Genomic DNA, 18,472 nt, shown 5'->3' on the forward strand with positions numbered 1-18,472 from the left:
ATAGTGAATAACTCAAATTTGTTTATTGGTAAGGGCTACTGTTTTTGAAATACTATTTTAGTTACCTTAACGGTCAACAATAAATCAAATAATCATGAACAAGCAGGTAAAATCAATTCTTCTTATTGTGGGTGTAGTTTTGTTAATTTATGGAATTTACACGCTTATAATGCCCGAGGCGTCCTTAGATCTTGGGATAGTCAAAGTGGAGGAACAAAATAATACCAATGCCTATATTACTATAGTTTTGGGTATAATTGCGTTAGCCGTATCGTTGGTTGGAGGTAAAAAATAGGTTAATCATGAATTTAACGGTATCGATAGCCTTTTAACCTAATCCTTAATTATTTTATATGGGCTATCAATATGTATGGCCTTTCGTATTTTTGAGGTATGGAAGTTAGAGGATATTTGCATCAAATACATCCCGTATTACCGGTTTGGGATGTTTTGGAGGCGTTGGACTTTTATGTAAACCGATTAGGTTTCAAGATTGCTTTTGCAGATGATGCTAAAAACCCCAAGTATGCGGGAGTAATTAAAGATGCTGTAGAAATACATTTGCAATGGCATGATGCTAAGCAATGGGAGGTAGAAATTGACCGACCCATGTTGCGTATTGTTACCCAAAATATAGAAGCTTTGTTTCAGGAGTATGGAGAAAAAGATATCTTTAATCCGCATACCTTACTGCGTGAAACCGCTTGGGGAACCAAAGAATTTGCGTTTTATGACCCTTTTAAAAACGGATTAACATTCTATAGGGATGTTTAAGATTATTAAATTTAATTGATTGATAATCAGTAATTTAAAAAATGAAAATGAAAGTATTATTTATAGGAGGAACAGGTAACATTAGCACACCAAGTAGTAGAATGACAGTAGCAAAGGGAATGGATTTATATGTACTGAATAGGGGAAAGGCCAAAGTTGATATTGCAGGAGCACATTCTATTATTGGGGATATTAACAAACCCGAAGAATTGACTGAGCTTAAAAAGCACGACTGGGATGTAGTTGTTAACTGGATAGCCTTTACACCTGATGATATTGAGCGAGATATTGAACTGTTTAAGGGTAAGACCAAACAATATATTTTTATCAGTTCTGCATCGTGTTATCAAACGCCTTTGAGTTATCCTGTAATTACCGAATCTACACCGCTTTGCAATAATTTATGGGATTACTCTCAAGGAAAAATACACTGTGAAGACCGTTTGCAAAAAGCCTATCGTGAAGAAGGTTTTCCAATTACGATTGTTCGTCCTTCATTAACGTATGATACAGTAATACCAATTGCCATTGGTGGATTTAATAAATACAATACGGCGCAGCGAATTTTAGATGGGAAAGAAATTATTGTTCATGGTGATGGCACTTCACTTTGGACGGTGACACACTCCGATGATTTTGCTAAAGGCTTTGTTGGCTTATTAGGATTAACAACAGCTATTGGACATGCTTTTCATATTACATCAGATGAGGTACTGAGCTGGAATATGATTTATAAGATTTTGGCGGATGCCTTAGGCAAGGAAGCTAAAGTTGTTCATATAGCGTCTGACTTCATATGCAACGTTGAGCCATCGTTTACAGGAACGCTATTGGCAGATAAGGCTGAAAGTGTCTTGTTCGATAATACCAAGATAAAAACCTTTGTACCCGGATTTAAGGCAACAATTCCTTTTTCTGAAGGTATTAAAAGAACGATTAAATGGTTACAGGAAAACCCAGAACACCAAAATATTGATAAGGAGACAGAGGCTAAGATTGAGAATGTGTTGAAGGTTTATAAATCGCTTTCTTAATCTAAAATATTGTAGGATTTTAATAGGAACAATAAGCCATTTTCTTGATAGATAATTTCTTCAAAATAATACATAGAAACTTGTTATTTCTTAGTAAAAAGTAATGGTAAGGAAAAATGGTCAACAATTAATTTTAAACAATTCTGTACTATCAGCACGGTATAATTTCAAAATTAGTTCTTGACCAACTTACAAGTACAAGCTAATGCATAATTTTATAAACAGCACCTTTAGGTCCCGCATCTGTATTCGAAAATCCCATCACATAGAGTTCATTATCTTCATCGGTATCAAACCCACAAATCATAAAAACATCTTTTGGTTTGTTTTGAATTTCCAAAAGTTCCCTTGTCCATTTTCCATTGCTTTCTTGGGATAGCGAAAAAATACTCCCTCTAAAATCTCCAAAAACAAGTTTGTTCTGTAAATTGGGATTTTCCTTTCCATAATAGAAGTCACCACCTATAATACATACACCATCTTTATGGGAGTAGGTGTTGATAGGTGGTTTAAAACCACTTTTATCAATACTATTATCTTCCAAATAAATACTTTCTCCTTCCATATAGGGCCAACCAAGATTAGGACCTTTTGTAACAATATCTATTTCCTCTTGTTGCCCTTCGCCCACATCGGCGCCAAATAATTGTTTTGATTTTGGATCAAAGGTATACCGCCACATTTTACGTAGACCATATGCCCATATTTCGGGCTTAGCATTCGTTATGTCTATAAATGGATTATCAGATGGTATGGTATAAGGCATGGTGTTTACATTGATACGTAATATTTTTCCATAGAAATGATTCAAGTCTTGTGCATGATGTACATAGTTTTCATCGCCCATGGCATCATCTCCAATAGATATATACAGATAGCCGTCTGGTCCGAAAGTAATTTTGCCCCCATTATGTGAAACCTGGGCACCTTTAACTTCAAGAACCCTAATTTCACTTTCTTTATTTGCTAGGTTTGGATTCTCCTTATCTACCAGGAACTCTGAAATAACAAGTTTTACTGGATCGCTAGCAATAGAAGGTGCCGCATTATAGCATACATAAAATTTGTGATTGCCACTAAATTGTGGATGAAAAGCCATTCCATTAATGGTTCCTATCCCTTCTGGTCCCTCCAGCCCAAGAGAATCTTGCGCTGTGTTTAATTGAAGGAAAGGAATGGGTGAGATCGTTTTATTTTCTAATATCACTATTTGACCGCTCCGATTTGTTAAGAATTTGCGGTGGGTATTATCATCGGGAATACTCATTTGTATAGGAGTATTCAATGCATCAGTTAGTAATTCAAACCGAATTGAATTTGGATTAGAAGTTTTGACGTTTTCTTGTGTTGAAGTTTTTTTCTTGGTCTGATTACAGCTTAAAAAACCAAGTATAAGTGTTACGTAAATTAGTTTGATTTTCATATCAGTGTTTTAAAGTAGTTACCTTATACAAATCAATTAACCCTTTGGAACAATACTAAGGGTGTTTTATTGCTACGTTTTTCTGGTACTCCAGAGGATTATTAATATTGGGCATCCCTATTAATAGGAACACCTATTAACTTAGTGTCAGATTGAAACATTGGTCATAAACAAACCTTAAAACCAAATATCCATAATTATCGAGTAGTACAATGTTTTGTAATATTCTTGTTTTATTTACAGTATTGTAAACACTTCAAATGATTCACTGAAATTTTTTCTGATGACGATTTTATATCATTTTGTTTTTTAAAAAGTCTGATAGTCTAAGTGATAATGCGGTCAAGGTAAGGGTTGGATTAGGTGCCCCTGAAGTTGGGTAACATGCTGCCCCGGCAATAAATAAATTTGAGATGCCATGAACTTGACAATTGGAATCTACAACTCCTTTCTTTGGGTCATTTGCCATTCTTGTGGTACCCATATGATGCCATCCTCCGTTGGTGCTATCAGGGAACGTATTGTCATTTGGATCCCTCAGAAATTCATTTAGTCTTATTCTGCCTATCCCTGCAATGCCTAATTGTTGCCCAAGAATTTGATAAATTTTGCGAACACTATATTTATCTAAGGCGGTAAGTTCCCAGTGTAAGTTTGCCCTCCGTACACCAAGTTCATCTTTTTCCCCTCCAAGTGTAATTCTAGAACTTGGATTGGGAGCTTGCTCTATTCTTGTATTAAGTTGAAAGGCTCGTTCAATGTTTCCTTTTTCTACTTTGGCTTTTTCTGCAGCTTCGCCCCAGTTGGCAAACATATTTTCTAAACTTTTTCTTGGGTCACTGTTTTGCCAGGTTTCCATTCTAGGTTTTTGATATTTGGCCAAACTAAGAGGGGTAAGGGAGGCTGTCCCGTTTAGTATTTTTTCTTTGGTCTGTATTTCTTCGGTGATTGCCAACTCTGCACTTGCCTTTGTTACTCCGTATTCCCACGAATATAAATTCGTAGAAAATGGTTTCACCAACCACAATTCTGCAGAAGCTACTTCTAAATGTTCCTGGAAATATCTACCCACTAAATCATTATCATTACCCAAACCCTGAGGTGCTTGCGAGTTTGAAGCCAGTAGTATACGAGCATTCTGAATAGTTCCGCATGCCATGACAAAGTGTTTTGCTTTTACTTTATGTGTTTTTCCTGCATAGTTTTTGACAATTACTTCTTTAACGTTAGATATGTTGTCATCAGCTTTGATATCAACCGCATTTGCATATGTGTAAAGGTGAATATTTTTTGATTCGACAATAGCCTTTTTATATAAGTCCCCGTATCGCGCCTGACTATATTGCCATATTTTGTTCCAGACTACTTTGTCGTCAAGAGGGAAAGCAGTTAAGTTTGGTAGTTCGTTATACCAATATTCGTATTCATAATTATAAGGTCCCAGTTTTAGAATTTTATTTGCTTTTGCATAAAATGGATCAAAATCTTTTTTGGAGATTGGCCAACCACTATTTGGTACCCAATCCCGTTTTTTAAAATCAATTGGATCAAAAGGGGCACACATGCCAGCCCAATGACCTGTGGTGCCACCAAAATAATGAAGTCGGGCAGATTTTAGCGGAAAGTATTTTTGGCCAGTTGTCTTCCCAGCATAAAGTTCTTGAACTTTGTCATCATATTCAAATCCGCCTCCTTCAAGTAAGATTACTTTATATGCAGAATCCATCCAATCCAAAGCTATACTTATTCCTGCAGCTCCTGCGCCAACTATGCAAATATCACCCTCAATAACTGAGTTATTTTCTAATTCTCTTGCGTCTATATGCATGATCAGTTATTTTGGGATAATGAAAAAAGAGCACATTGGCGAGCTTCTGTCCTAGATAAGACCCAGCCATCTATCATTATTGTATTTTCTGTATGGTAATCATCAATGATTTGTTTATTTAATAGTTCGTTATTTGGATAAGGGGTAGTGGAACCATGATTAAATAAAAGTTCTAAAAGTTTTTGTTCACTGTTTTCATCTGAAAATTCCTTACGATATAAACTGCCAATATCATTAATAGTTTTGTCATCACATATATAGGATAATAATTCAGGACTGGTTAATGATGTCTCCAATTCTGTCTTTCCATATATATAATACCAAGTTGGAATTGCGATTACTGAAATTCCAATTCCTGCTACTAGAACAAAACTTCTTCTTTTCATGTATCAATTTTTTTGTTGGTTTGATGTTTTAAATTCGGTCAAATGTGTTGATTAATATAAATTTTTCACAAACTATTCCATAGTATTCTTTTCTGTCATTAGCTCTGCAGCTTGCAAAGACTGTTGAATTTCAGTAGGATTCCAATAACCAATTTCTCTAACTATTTTCTTATCAAAAGAGTTAAGTTTTAATTATATGGAAGCCAATTAAGATTATATCAGTTACGATAATAACAAGGCTTAGAAATAATACCCAAGCCTTGAATATTAGCTTTAAATTTGTAAAATCAATATTATTTCCTTTCCAAGGCTATTACTTTAGCATCTGGGCCACTCAAATCTTTTCGAAGAGACCATATCTCACCTTTATCACCATCTGTAGTAGCCTCTACATCTTTTATGAATTGTTGAAAACTACCCGCCCCATGAACATCTTCGAAATCTTGCATGAACGTATCGTCTTTGGCCATCCAAGAAGAGTTATCAAAAAAATCTACCCAGGCAAAATCCATTCCGTCCATATTAGGCATCTCATTGGTATAAATGCCATAGATTTGGTCTGGCATTTTTTCCTTATACATTTTCACTACTTTGTTCACTACTTTTTCCATAAAATCCATATCCTTAAATCGTTTGATATCGATCATAAAAACCGAGACTTTATTGATTTCAAAATCTTTGGAGAAATTTGATAAATCGGGATGCATTTTCATGTAATTAACTTCTACCTCAGACTCTATATATTGGTTAATATTCTTGTTGTTGTCATCGGTATGTTCTTTACTTGCCGGTCTTCCATCCATAGCGCTCCATGGTAGTGGCCCCATAATCAGCATATACTTCCCTGCATTTTTTCCATTAAGGATAGTATAGACTCTTGCCCCATAAGGTCCAGAAGCATGGAATTTTTTGTTGTGGGCCGCTATACCTGCCTCAAATTCGGCTATTTTATCAGGCTTTACGGTCAACATTACATTTTCAATGACCAAATTTTCATTGGTCTGGGCTACCATCATTAGTGGTACTAAAACTAAGGTGTACAATAATTTTTTCATTTGTTCTATTATTTATTGGTTACTATTCTTATTTAATCGCTATCACAGCACTAGATGGGCCGGTTAATGGTATAATATCCATTTTTGTAAAACCGGCTTCTTTAGCCAGTTCATTAAAATCTGATGCGGTAAAATCGGAACCTTCTGGAGTTTCTATGAGCATGTTCAATGACATTAATAATCCAAAGGCATTTTCGCTCCTTTTATCATCGATGATGTTCTCGACAACTATCAAGGCACCACCATTTGGTAAGGCATTATAGGCCTTTTTTATTAGCATTTTTTTGTCGTCAACACCCCAATCGTGTAAAATCATCCCCATGGTAATTACATCCGCCTTGGGGAAATCATCGGTAAAAAAGTCTCCAGAAATAATCTTTACCTTTTCATTGAGGCCCATTGTATTAATATTTTCCTGTGCTACGGGTGCCACTGCAGGTAGGTCAAATGAAAAACAATTCATATGTTCATTGTTTATAGCCACTTGAGCACATAAATGGCCACCGGAACCACCAATATCACATAAGGTCTTATAGGGTGAAAACTCAAACTTTTTGGATAAAGAGATAAAATTCCCCATTGAAACTCCGGCCATTGCATTCACAAATTCACGAACTTTTTCTTCATCGCTATATATTGCTTCGAAAAGACTTTTGTCACCAGTTTTGGATTCATTTTGTGGTAATCCGGTCTTGAGTCCCTCTTCCAAATCATTCCAAAAAGGATATAATCGATTATTTGCCATTTCCAATAGTCCACCCATGTAACTTGGTTTGTTTTTATCTAAAAAAAGCGCACTATCTTCCGTGTTGCTATAGCAACTGGTTTCTTTTATCCCGGTCCTATTTAAAAAATTCAAGGCTACTAGTGCATCCAAAAAATCATACAGACCTCTTTGATGGAAGCCAAGTTTAGTTTTAATATCATTTCCTGATAACGCACCTTTTGCTAGAAGGGTAAAAACACCCATATTAACTGCTGATAATAAGGTCTTAGAGGCCCAGAAACCCATACCTATTTGCATGATATTTGAGGGGTCTACTTGTTTTTTTATTGCCGTTACTGTTTCCATTTTAATTGTTTTTAGTGGTCTAAAAGTTGATAATTGGCTTTTTTATACTTTGGTTGTAATCTGCCAGTTATTATTTGAAAGTATCTGTCAAAAAGGGGGGAGCTATAATCACATACAATTAACCTATTTTGTAGTAGATACATTTTTTTTTATGGACGAACAGCCACAAATGATGTCCCTAGGCACCAGTTTAATTATCTGAAGAATTTGGTGGGGTATAAAACTATACCAAGACAACTATCGAAATGGGATGCAATATCAACGTAAGGGAAAAAAGGGATAGTAGCTAGTTATGCATTGATAACATTTGAATTAGCTGTTTTATGGATATAAATATGATGAAGGTGTGCTCAAATTAAATAATACTATGTTCGTTTTTAGTTTCTGGTAACAAAATACATATCTATCTTTCCTTTACCCTTTGCTTGTATTTTACCTCTATGTGTAAATGTGAATTTTTTATTGTCCTGTAGCAGCTCATACGTATGTTGAGAGATGTTTACTTGGCCTACAGCTCCGCTGCTTTCAATTCTCGCTGCCGTATTTACGGTATCACCCCAAATATCATATTGAAATTTCTTGACTCCAACTATTCCTGCAACAACCGGACCTGTATGGATGCCCAAGCGCATTTCGAATGTAAATCCTTCTGCTGTTTCTTTATCTGCAAATCTTTGGGTCATAAAAGATTGCATTTCAAGCGCGGCCATAACCGTATTCTGAACTGAATCGGTTGAAGGTACTGGTAGACCACCGGCAGCCATAAAAGCATCACCTATTGTTTTGATTTTTTCAATACCATACTTCTCACAAATATGGTCAAATGCCTTAAAGCAATGGTTTATTTCACCAATCAACTCTGCTGCAGTAAGTTCTGCAGACTTTTCTGTAAAACCTTTAAAGTCGGTAAATAATATAGAAACTAAATCAAAATCGCGAGCCTTTGCTTCCCCTTTCTCTTTCAGTTCTTCAGCAATTTCCGCTGGCAGAATATTCAACAGTAGACTTTCTGAACGGTCTTTTTCTTTCTTCAAAACATTTTTAGATTTTTTAACGTATTGCCATCTTGAGAAAAAGCCAATTGCCAATATAAAACAGATTATTCCTGCTGCAATAGCCAGATTTCGATTTTTATCCTTTCGCTGTACTTCAGATTCATGCTGTAATTGCACTTTTATATCTTTCTCAATTTGCACTAAACTATCGGCCAAAATTTTCTTTGAGAATTCTATTTGCTGCAATTTTATGGCTAAGTCTTCTGTTTTTATGCTATCGCCAATGAAAATCATTTGCTCATGATACACTAAGGCTTCTTCAGGATTACCTAATGCTCGATAGGCTTCATATAAACATTCATAAGCATATTCTTGACCTCCTAAGTCACCGACTTTCTTTGCCATAGAAAGGCTTTTTTTACAATATGTTATTGCCTTTGTGTAGTTTTTATTATCAAGATAAATATCACTTATACTTAAAAGTGTATTGGTCCCACCTTGAATATCATTTATACTTTCACTGATATCAAAACTTCTTTGTAGAAAATCTAATGCTTTTGTGGAAGCCCCTTGCTCAAGGTAAACATTTCCGATTCCCGATAGTGCTGATGCTATTCCTAATTTATCTTCTTTCTTTTTTTCGATTACCAAGCCTTTTTCGTAATAATCTAGCGCTTGTTGAAAATCATTTTTTGTTAAGTATAGCCCACCTATATTTATGTACATGGCAGAATTACCCTCTTCATAATTTAATTCTTTGTTTATGTCTATGCTCTTTTTATAATAATCTAGGGCTTTGTCGTAATCTCCTTTAGATAAATAGATGCTTCCAAATTCATTGTAAATATTTCCTTTACCCTCTAAGTCATTTTCTTCCTCATAAATCTTCAAACTTTTTTGATAGTAAATCAATGCGTTGATTATATCTTCATTGTCATGATAGATATATCCCATTTTTACGAGAATATCGGCAGCACTCAGTTTATCGTCTATTTTTTCAGCAATTTCCAATCCTTCTTCATACGATGCCAATGCTTTGGAATAGTTTCCCATTCTAAATTGAATATACCCTCTAAGGGTAAGGGCTTCTATAAGTCCCTTTTCGTTTTTAGTTTCTTTAGTGAATTGGTATAATTGATGCGTTAGGATTAAAGCACTATCGGGTTGTGATGAAAAAAAACCATCGTAGATATAATCGGTTAATGCAAAAGCTCTGATACTATCAGAAATTTTTTCATTCTCCCAAGTGCTATACAAGGAATCAAGATCAGTTTGTGAATAAACTGAACTTTGAAGGCATAATAAAATGAATAATAACCTCATTTTTTTCATTTTCACTTTTTAATTGTGCAATCTCATATTTTTTAAAGTTGCTAATGAGTAAAGTGTTGATGGTTAGATAATTCCTTAAAATACTCAATATTTGTAGTTTTAATGGGTAGTTCTATTTTTTTTAATAAGTAATAGTAACTTTTAAGTAAATATCTAAAACAATATGATATGTTATCGGTTAAGTTTTGTTTTTCATAGTAGTTATCTAAATTCTCACATTTACAGTCTTCACTCCCTGTTTATAAAACGGGTTACTAAGTCATTTTTTTCTGACTCCATTTCACAGGTCCAACTGTCAATAAACCATCTGCCATTTTCATAGTGAAGTTGAATGCTGTTCAATCCTCTAATGTTTGAGGCTATTTCTGGGTCTGTACGTATTTCAAAAGCACTCCAAACTTGGGCGATATTTCCAAAATGGGTCACGTTCCTTTTGAGTTCTTTTTCGTAAAAATTTTCTTTTGGGGCTAATGCTAGCGGTATGTACTCTGCCTCTAAAGCATGTGATTCGGCTTTGCCATTGTCATCTAATCGGGTAATGACCGCATTTTTGGAATGGATATATTGATCTCTCTCGAATTCCCAAGGTTCATTGCTAGAACCGGATACAACGTCATAATAGGCAAATATGATGGTGTTTATAGATTGTACATCTTTAGCGTATTTTTCAGCAGTTGTTTGTGCAAAAATTGAAGTACAAACCAGCAGTGTAATTGAGATTACTATAGTTTTTGTCATCGTTTTAATTTTTATCATTCAATTCTTGGTCTATTAGTGCAATGAGCGATTGTATATCTTTTTTAAAATTTGCATATTAAGATTCCCTTAAGGAAGCACTATAGGCAATCAATTGAAAGACATAATTTTCATATTCCTTGGATCGCATTAAGCTTTTATTTCCCATTCTGTTGTCAGAAAGTTTTATTTTTGCTTTTTTGGAATACCCCAAATCGTTAGATAAACTTCTAAAATCGCCATTTTTATAAAGAAAGGTTTCTAGGTTTTCTTGAGTTTCGGCCACCTGGCTTTCTTACAGCCTTACACGATTTATCTTTCCTTCCCAAGAGGCTAATAAAGCTCGGATGCTGTCATTTTTTATTTCTTTTAATCCTCCAGAATAAATGATTTGATTTAAGGCGCCGTTTTCATAAAATAGTATGTTATCTGTTCTTTGAAGCTCATAAAGTAGCTGGGACACATCAGGTTCGGATAAGCTGGTTATGAGACTTTCGTCATTCATAATTTGCAGAACCTTTTAAGCATTTTCTATCTTTTGGGATAACGCGTCCATTTTTATCTCAATTGATTAAAGGTTGTTGATCATCTCACCTCTAATTTGCCCCAAATAATTTTCTTGTTGCTTTTGAATGGTGTATGCTTCTCGTTGATTATTTAAATAGAGTGCTATCAAAATCCCAATAACTACCAAGACAATTTCACCTAGGGCATATTTAAAGTATTTGGTTGTCTTACCCTCGTTGAGCAGGTTTTTACGAATTTTACGAAAGAATTTAATCATTGCTATAAGGTTTTGTTGCTTGAATAACCTCTTCAATAAGAAGATCGGTTTCATCTAGTCTTTCAATGATTTGTTGATGTAACCACAATGCATTATCCAAAAAATTTTCAAATTCAACCTTTTGAAATAAGGGATAATAGCTAGGTTTTACCTTAGAGGTTCCCGCCCATTTATAATGTGCATTACTGTCCATTTCCTTAAAAGAAATATGTGACAACAAAAAAGGTAAAAAATGCTCGTTATTCCATGCATCTAATTTTTCGAAACGTATTTTTCTGATTTCAGAGAGCGAATTCCAATGGTTTAAAAGGGAGGTTATGGAGTCGTTTTCAAAAAGATTGAGACGTCCATTTTGGACGATGCCATTAACTGCATTGTCTGCAAATGCTAATTCGTTAGAAGGAAAGGATTGAAAAAGTAAGTTATCTAAATTATGACGCAGAAGTTCTTTTTCTGAAGCACCAATTAAACTCATTAATTCCATGGAGGAATTAATGGCTCGTTCCTCAGCGATTCTAAAGTTTGCAACGACATTTTTATTGGATTTAAACTCTATATATAGTTTAGAAAGTAACTCTCTTTTTTCAAATCCATTTAGTCGTTCTTGGTTCCAATTATTTATAGATAAGGCAATCAAAATACCAATGACAACTAGTACAATTTCGCCAACGGCGTATTTAAAGTATTTGGTAGTTTTACCTTCTAAGAGCAGGTTTTGGCGGATTTTTCGGAAGAGTTTTATCATAACTATAAGTTATTCACCTTTCATGAGGGGTTAGGAGTGGGTTTTATTGCGATTCATTGGCCTTCAAAACCCGTAACAGGTTAGCACCAAGTATTTTATAGATATCTTTTTCACTGTATCCTTTTTCTACCAAAACCTTTGTGATTTTTGAATAATCGGTAACATCGTCTAATTGTTTTGGCGGTTGATAAATACCGTCAAAATCAGAACCTATTCCCACATAATCTACACCTACGAGGTTTATTACGTATTCTATATGTTGAATAACCCAATCAAAAGGCGCACGTAGTTCAAAGGACTCTTCGGCATACTTTCTATACATAGATTCTTCCGCATGATATGAAAGCATACCGGTTTTTACGATGGAGTCTATTTCCGCTTTGTGCTTTTCAAGAAATGCAGTTTCTCTTGGTTCAACTGAAGGATCTATAAACCCTGAATTAAAATTGATCTGGATTACCCCACCATTTTTGGCAACTGCTTTTATTTGGTCGTCCTTTAGATTTCGTTTGTGCGGACAAAGCGTATACACCGAACTATGTGAGGCAATAACGGGCTTTTTGGTAGTTGCAATAACATCGTAAAACGTTTGCTCGCCAACGTGAGAGATATCTACCATAATCCCCAAAGCATTCATTTTTTTAACCACTTCTTTTCCAAAAGCTGTGAGTCCTTTTTTACCTTCGGAATTCATTACACCTTCCGGATTGGTCTCATCTGAAGCACTAGTTGCCCAAGGTGTTGAATTGTTCCATGTCAACGTAATATACCGAACACCCCGATTGTAAAGAGCTTCCATTTTGTCCAAATCGTTTTCAAATTGATGGCCGCCTTCCAGTCCGATTAATGCGGCAATTTTATGCTGTTTTATTACTTTTTGAAGTTCCTTTGAATTACCAACTTTTACTATTTTATCAGGATTTCGCTTTATAACGGCATCCAAACTATCTATTTGCCTATGGGCAAATGCATACGGATTCAGCTGGTCTCCATCGCTCCAAACCGAAAAGAATTGTACGTCAACACCACCTTTCTTCATCCTATTGAGGTCGCTGTGAGTTTTACCTTTTAAATCAGTATCGAAAACGAAACCCTTTTCCATCGTTTGGGTAAGAAAATCGTTGTGCGTATCCACGAAAATGGCTTTTTTATGGATGTTTTCATAGTTCTGGGCACTTAGTTGAACAGTTACAATTAGGCTGAAGAATAGAAGTTTTATTTTCATTTTTAGTTTATTATCTGGTTTAGATAGTTCGTTATTTTCTTCTAAGAGATTTTCTAAAGAATTTAATCATTAGTCCATCTTTCTAAGTTCTTAATTCCCTGTTGCTGGTTTTGAAAATTTTGGTGGAACAATAGTCGTTTTTACTTCTAATTGTTTCAATAATTCTTGGACCGCGCGTATTAGTTGTGGGTCTTTATCTTTGGACAAGGATAATGCATCTTGCCTCACTTCAATATCTGGGGAAACCCCTATGTTTTCTGCAATCCATTTGTTGTTAATAGGATCAAATACCGCATTATCTGGAGAGGTCAGTGCACCACCATCTACCAAAGCATAATGAACGGAGGATTTTACCAATCCGCCCCAAGTGGTCATACCAATAAGCTTACCTGCTTTTTGCTGTCTAAAAACCCATGGAAAGAAATCTCCTCCAGAACCGGCCATTTCGTTGATCAATAGCACCTTTGGTCCCAAAATACCAGCGGGCAATTGCATGGGTTTTCCATTGGGTACTTCGTTCGTTAAACCTGCCCGTAAGCTTCGGGTCATAAGGTCTACCATGTAATCGTCTAGCAGTCCGCCGCCATTAAAACGTTCGTCTATGACTGCTCCATCTTTGTCTTGCTGTGCAAAATAATAGCGGTTAAAGGACACGTAGCCTTGACCCGAGGTATTGGGCACCCAAACATAGCCCAATCTGCCATTGGAAAGCGAATCTACTATTCTACGATTATCTTCTACCCATGTACGTTGCCGTAACGAGTTTTCACTTTTTATCGGATTTACAATTTCTTTCCATGCTCCTTCAAAAGTTGGTTCACTATTGATGTGTACTATGGTTTGCTTGTCTACCGTGCCATCTAAATGCTTGTAGATATTGTCGGTACCTTTCAGTTCATCGCCGTTGATACCTACTATATAGTAATCGTTTTTTATATTGAGGCCAGGGGCATCCAAGGGCCCAGATAAACCCGGATTCCAGCTTTCGGTGGTATACATTCTTTTTATTTTCCAACGATTATTCTCAACCGTCATATCCGCTCCCAGCATTCCCATTTTAGAGTCGGCCACTTCTGGATAATCGCCTCCGAATACAAAACTATGGCCTACGGATAGTTCACCGTTAACTTGATCAAGAACGTAGGTTAAGTCTGCCCTATGTTTTATAAAAGGAACAAGAGGTGCGTAGCGCTCATAAACAGTGTTCCAATCACGACCATGAAGATTTGGGTCATAAAAATAGTCGCGCTCATATCGCCATGCTTCTTCGAACATCTGCTTCCATTCCATGGAACGATCCAATTTCATTTGAAGATCTACTTTTACCGTTTTTCCTTTTTCACCGCTATCTCCTTTGGTGTCCATTACGTTCCATTGCCCGTTTACATTCGCCAATAGATGTTCTCCATTACCGGTAATGGATACCTTTTCTACACCGGAAATGAAGTCTTTACTTTTTTGATCTTCCAGTGTAAACTTTTTAAGGGCTAGACCTTTTTCGTTGGGTACATATTCTCCAAGAAATATAGCACCCTCTGGCCCCGCTGCAATAAAGCTGTATTCTCGTTCAGGAACAGGGAGTGATAAAGTACGTCGGCTTAAATTCTCAAAATCTATTTTTACGGTCTTTTTTGGAGCCTTTTCGTCCTTTCCTTTTTTATTCTTTTTTTTATCGCCCTCTTTTTTGTCGTCGGTTTCCTTATCAGGGGTTTCCTCATCACTTTTTGGTTTAAAAGGGGAGGGGTCATCTTGTTGTAAATTAATAATATAGGCAGCATACGAGGGACTGGCAGACATCGAACTTGTATTTGCCCAACCGGAGCCCAATGCCACTTCGGTACTGGCTAAAAAGTAAAATTGTTTGTGGTTTAGATCCCAAGCGGGGGAGAACGAATCTGCAAAAACATCGGTAATCGCTCTTTTTTGTCCGTCTTTGACCGACCAGATAAAAATCTGTCTAAAGTTATTGCTACCAGCTTTGGCATATGCGAGCCAATTGGAATCAGGCGACCAGTTCAAGGTAATGCTACCGCGTTCTATATTAGTACCCCCAACATCGATGGTCTGTATGGCTTTTGTTTCTAAATTTAATACCCGTAAACGCACGTCGTCATCTACAAAAGCAATATATTTTGCGTCTGGTGACCAACTAGGATCCCATGCCATCTTAGATTCTCCGATAGCGATTGACGTAGGTGTATCCAACCCGTCTTGTGATGCCAACATAAGACTATATTCTTTTCCTTCTATATCCGAGAACCAAGCCAATTGATTGCCTTTTGGTGACCAGATGGGTGCTCTATCTGCGGCATTGGCAGTTTCCGTTATATTTCTTGAATCGCCAAACTCTACGGGTATCGTAAAAATATCACCTCGTGATTCAACAATCATCCGCTTTCCATTAGGGGATAAGGATGCAGCGCTTGCTGAGGAACTTACATCTTCCCATTGGGTGGCGGCCCATGGAAAATCTCCAATAATATCTATTTGTAATTGTTTTGTTGTTTTCGTATTTAAATCCAAAAGGTGCAGATAACCTTCATGTTCGTAAGCTAGTGCGTTCTCATTTCCTGCTAACCATTTAACATCTGCACCTTTGAATTCGGTAATTTGCTGTAATTCTTTGGTTTTTGTATCGTAAGACCAAATGTTGGCAACCAAGTCACGATCCGATATAAAATAAACAACATCGCCCAACCAAAGTGGTTGAATGTCAGTTGTGCTCTCGTTGGGCAATAATTCTTCTTCGGATGTTGAGGTGTTCAAAATAATCAAAGGTGTATTTTGACCTCCTCTGTACCCACGCCATTCGCTGTCCCAACGGCTTACCCTATCGATAATCATGTGCTCCCCTTCAGGGGCAAAAGCACCATCAAAACCCCATTGTGGATGAACCAACGAAGGTATATTCTCCGTAACGCCAGTAGTCCATAAACGATTATAAGGACTTGGTGCGGTATCTCGATTACTAGCGTAGAGAATACGTGTACCATCGTTGCTCCATCCCCTTGCCAAAGAACCGCTAGGGTGCCATGTAATTTGTTTGGCCTCACCACCTTCCGTGGGCACTACATAGACCGCTTGATATCCCGTACGATTGGAAGAAAAAGCGATCCGGTTACCGTCTGGCGAAAAATACGGATTGGATTCCACCGCTTGTGTACTTGTAATTCTTTTCGCTTCGCCACCATTTATGTTGCTCATCCAAATATCACCACCATAGGCAAATGTAATATGTGAACTGCTGATATCGGGTTGACGCAATAATCTAGTGCCTTGTGCTTCTAGGGTTACAATTGCTAAAAATGGGATTGCGATAAGTGTAAATAGTAGTTTAAGGTTGCGTTGTTTTAGGGAGTCCAATTGGTTCATTTTTTGGTTTGATTTTTTGGTTTGATTCAATTTTTAATAGGAACTTCAGGTACTTTACTATACAAGACATTGGCCGCGGCTTCATACTTGTCACCTTTTATCCAATAAGGTCTTTCTGGGTCATTCGCAATAGACCGTCCTGAAAGTATATATCCTTGATAAAATTTTACCAAATAATCATAATCTAAACTATCAGCCTCATCAGCGGCTTGATGGTAGTATTTATTGATTTCGTCATCAAAGGCATCAAAACCTGTAGAGTAGGTGGGGGCAGGGATGCCAATTTTAGCAAAACTTACATTGTCGCTGCGGTCAAAAAGGCCTTCTTCTGGCGCTACCTCATCAATATCCAAGGCTTTTAAGCCAAAGGTCTTAGCGCCTTCAATCATTTTATCTTTTGCTGTTGTACGGTTTAACCCGGCAATAGTGGCCAAACTGGTATTATTATAACCACCACCATCAGTATTAAAACAATATATCATTTGTTCTAGAGGCAAAACAGGGTGCTGAACATAATATTGGCTTCCCAATAACCCCATTTCTTCCCCTGTAAACAAGATAAAAAGGGCTGAGCGTTTTGTGGGATATTTAGCCAAGTTTTCCGCCATGGTCAAAACAGCAGTAGTGCCAATGGCATTGTCACGGGCTCCATTGTAAATACTATCTCCTTTAGCATCGGGTTTGCCGATTCCAATATGGTCATAATGTGCTGAATATATCACATATTCGTTTTTAAGTTTAGAATCCGTTCCCTCTAAAACTCCAACTACATTTTGGCTTTGGATAATTGCCTTTTGAATACCATTACTCTTAATTTTAATTTTTAAGGTTTCAGCACCCAATTTATCTAATTCCTCTTGACTGGTTTGAACCCATGCATAGAGTGGTAAAGGCTCTTTTTCACCTTCGGTAAGACTAACACGTTCTTCAAATGCATGTTTAAAACGTGGCCAAATGGCATCTTCAAAAGCACCTATTTCTATTAAACCTTTTGCGCCATTTTTTATAGCTAGTTCCCTTTTTTGTGCTCTACTGCCAAGTGCGGGTCTTAATTCTAAGGCATCGGGAGTACCTGCTTTGACTATAATTATTTTATCCTTTACATCTTTACCTTCATAATCATTTTTAAGGCCATAATTTAGGTATATTGCATCCTCTTCACTATTTATAGCATCTATATCGAAAGCAACTACTTCTGGGAAACTTACGCCATTGAGTGAAAGATTTATTTTTTCATTTAAATAAAACCGAAACATTTCCACTTTTTGATAGTAATCACCGCTAGCCGGATTGGGTTTTACCCCATAACTTCGAAAGGTATTGGCCAAATAAGATGCGGCAATTTTTAGTTCTGGTGACCCAGTAGCTCGTCCTTTTAATGCATCATCGGCTAAAAAATAAATATGACCTTCAATTTCACTTTTACTTACGGTTTCAGATGCTTTTTCTGTGTCGGTTTGCGCTGTAATTATGCTTGTTACAATAAGTGTAACAAGCGTTAAACAGTGGTTTTTGAATATTATTCTATTCATATTTAAATGGTTTAGGTCGGTCGTTATTTTTTGAAAGAAAGGTTTTGATTTTTACCAATTCCCTAATTTAAATTGTTCTTTAATTTCGTGTACAAATAACGCACTGCATAATTGTATTTTTTGTGTTAAGTTTTGATAATCAAATTAATAAAACAAAGGCGCAACGAGTGAAATTTCTTT

Annotated in this window: 17 protein-coding genes; 3 read left to right on the forward strand and 14 right to left on the reverse strand. The window is 36.4% G+C overall.

Annotated elements, in window-relative coordinates:
• Positions 1 to 94: 94 nt before the first annotated feature.
• The 3 genes from BMY56_RS01540 (at position 95) to BMY56_RS01550 (ending at position 1,808) form a co-directional block, all read left to right on the forward strand.
• Complete coding sequence (locus BMY56_RS01540) at positions 95 to 295, forward strand: hypothetical protein (protein ID WP_091619054.1); 201 nt, start codon at positions 95 to 97, stop codon at positions 293 to 295.
• 98 nt (positions 296 to 393) lie between these two features.
• On the forward strand, positions 394 to 774 hold the full coding sequence (locus BMY56_RS01545; RefSeq protein WP_091619056.1) for a glyoxalase superfamily protein: 381 nt from the start codon (positions 394 to 396) through the stop codon (positions 772 to 774).
• 47 nt (positions 775 to 821) lie between these two features.
• Complete coding sequence (locus tag BMY56_RS01550) at positions 822 to 1,808, forward strand: SDR family oxidoreductase (RefSeq protein ID WP_091620030.1); 987 nt, start codon at positions 822 to 824, stop codon at positions 1,806 to 1,808.
• 202 nt (positions 1,809 to 2,010) lie between these two features.
• Here BMY56_RS01550 and BMY56_RS01555 read toward each other — a convergent pair whose 3' ends face one another.
• The 14 genes from BMY56_RS01555 to BMY56_RS01620 form a co-directional block, all read right to left on the reverse strand.
• Entirely contained in the window at positions 2,011 to 3,231 is a 1,221-nt protein-coding gene (locus BMY56_RS01555; protein ID WP_091619058.1) for a PQQ-dependent sugar dehydrogenase, read from the reverse strand.
• Between the two features lie 292 nt (positions 3,232 to 3,523).
• Positions 3,524 to 5,059, reverse strand: a complete 1,536-nt coding sequence (locus BMY56_RS01560) for a GMC oxidoreductase (protein WP_091619060.1) — start codon at positions 5,057 to 5,059, stop codon at positions 3,524 to 3,526.
• Positions 5,060 to 5,061: 2 nt separating this feature from the next.
• Positions 5,062 to 5,445, reverse strand: a complete 384-nt coding sequence (locus tag BMY56_RS01565) for a hypothetical protein (RefSeq protein ID WP_091619062.1) — start codon at positions 5,443 to 5,445, stop codon at positions 5,062 to 5,064.
• Positions 5,446 to 5,738: 293 nt separating this feature from the next.
• Positions 5,739 to 6,500, reverse strand: a complete 762-nt coding sequence (locus BMY56_RS01570) for a hypothetical protein (RefSeq protein WP_091619064.1) — start codon at positions 6,498 to 6,500, stop codon at positions 5,739 to 5,741.
• A gap of 28 nt (positions 6,501 to 6,528) precedes the next feature.
• The gene (locus BMY56_RS01575) at positions 6,529 to 7,572 is read right to left on the reverse strand and encodes a methyltransferase (RefSeq protein WP_091619066.1); all 1,044 of its coding nucleotides are present in this window, start codon (positions 7,570 to 7,572) and stop codon (positions 6,529 to 6,531) included.
• 377 nt (positions 7,573 to 7,949) lie between these two features.
• Positions 7,950 to 9,890 carry an adenylate/guanylate cyclase domain-containing protein gene (locus tag BMY56_RS01580; RefSeq protein ID WP_177170900.1) on the reverse strand — a complete coding sequence of 647 codons (1,941 nt, stop codon included), beginning with the start codon at positions 9,888 to 9,890 and terminating at the stop codon, positions 7,950 to 7,952.
• Positions 9,891 to 10,127: 237 nt separating this feature from the next.
• Positions 10,128 to 10,637, reverse strand: a complete 510-nt coding sequence (locus tag BMY56_RS01585) for a hypothetical protein (RefSeq protein WP_091619070.1) — start codon at positions 10,635 to 10,637, stop codon at positions 10,128 to 10,130.
• A 76-nt stretch (positions 10,638 to 10,713) separates the two neighbouring features.
• Positions 10,714 to 10,920, reverse strand: coding sequence for a hypothetical protein (locus tag BMY56_RS01590; protein WP_091619071.1), 207 nt, complete (start codon positions 10,918 to 10,920; stop codon positions 10,714 to 10,716).
• A 9-nt stretch (positions 10,921 to 10,929) separates the two neighbouring features.
• Positions 10,930 to 11,139 (reverse strand): hypothetical protein, encoded by a 210-nt coding sequence (locus BMY56_RS18740; RefSeq protein WP_091619073.1) that lies wholly within the window; start codon positions 11,137 to 11,139, stop codon positions 10,930 to 10,932.
• A gap of 66 nt (positions 11,140 to 11,205) precedes the next feature.
• Positions 11,206 to 11,418 (reverse strand): hypothetical protein, encoded by a 213-nt coding sequence (locus BMY56_RS01600; protein WP_091619075.1) that lies wholly within the window; start codon positions 11,416 to 11,418, stop codon positions 11,206 to 11,208.
• Positions 11,411 to 12,163, reverse strand: a complete 753-nt coding sequence (locus BMY56_RS01605) for a DUF6090 family protein (RefSeq protein WP_091619077.1) — start codon at positions 12,161 to 12,163, stop codon at positions 11,411 to 11,413. Before BMY56_RS01605 ends, BMY56_RS01600 begins: the two co-directional genes overlap by 8 nt.
• A 43-nt stretch (positions 12,164 to 12,206) precedes the next feature.
• Positions 12,207 to 13,388 carry a dipeptidase gene (locus BMY56_RS01610; protein WP_091619079.1) on the reverse strand — a complete coding sequence of 394 codons (1,182 nt, stop codon included), beginning with the start codon at positions 13,386 to 13,388 and terminating at the stop codon, positions 12,207 to 12,209.
• A gap of 90 nt (positions 13,389 to 13,478) precedes the next feature.
• Positions 13,479 to 16,760 carry a S41 family peptidase gene (locus tag BMY56_RS01615; protein ID WP_091620033.1) on the reverse strand — a complete coding sequence of 1,094 codons (3,282 nt, stop codon included), beginning with the start codon at positions 16,758 to 16,760 and terminating at the stop codon, positions 13,479 to 13,481.
• Positions 16,761 to 16,786: 26 nt separating this feature from the next.
• On the reverse strand, positions 16,787 to 18,292 hold the full coding sequence (locus tag BMY56_RS01620; protein WP_091619081.1) for a M28 family peptidase: 1,506 nt from the start codon (positions 18,290 to 18,292) through the stop codon (positions 16,787 to 16,789).
• Positions 18,293 to 18,472 lie beyond the last annotated feature (180 nt).

Origin of the sequence: Maribacter orientalis (assembly GCF_900109345.1) — a bacterium.
Taxonomy (GTDB): Bacteria; Bacteroidota; Bacteroidia; order Flavobacteriales; family Flavobacteriaceae; genus Maribacter; species Maribacter orientalis.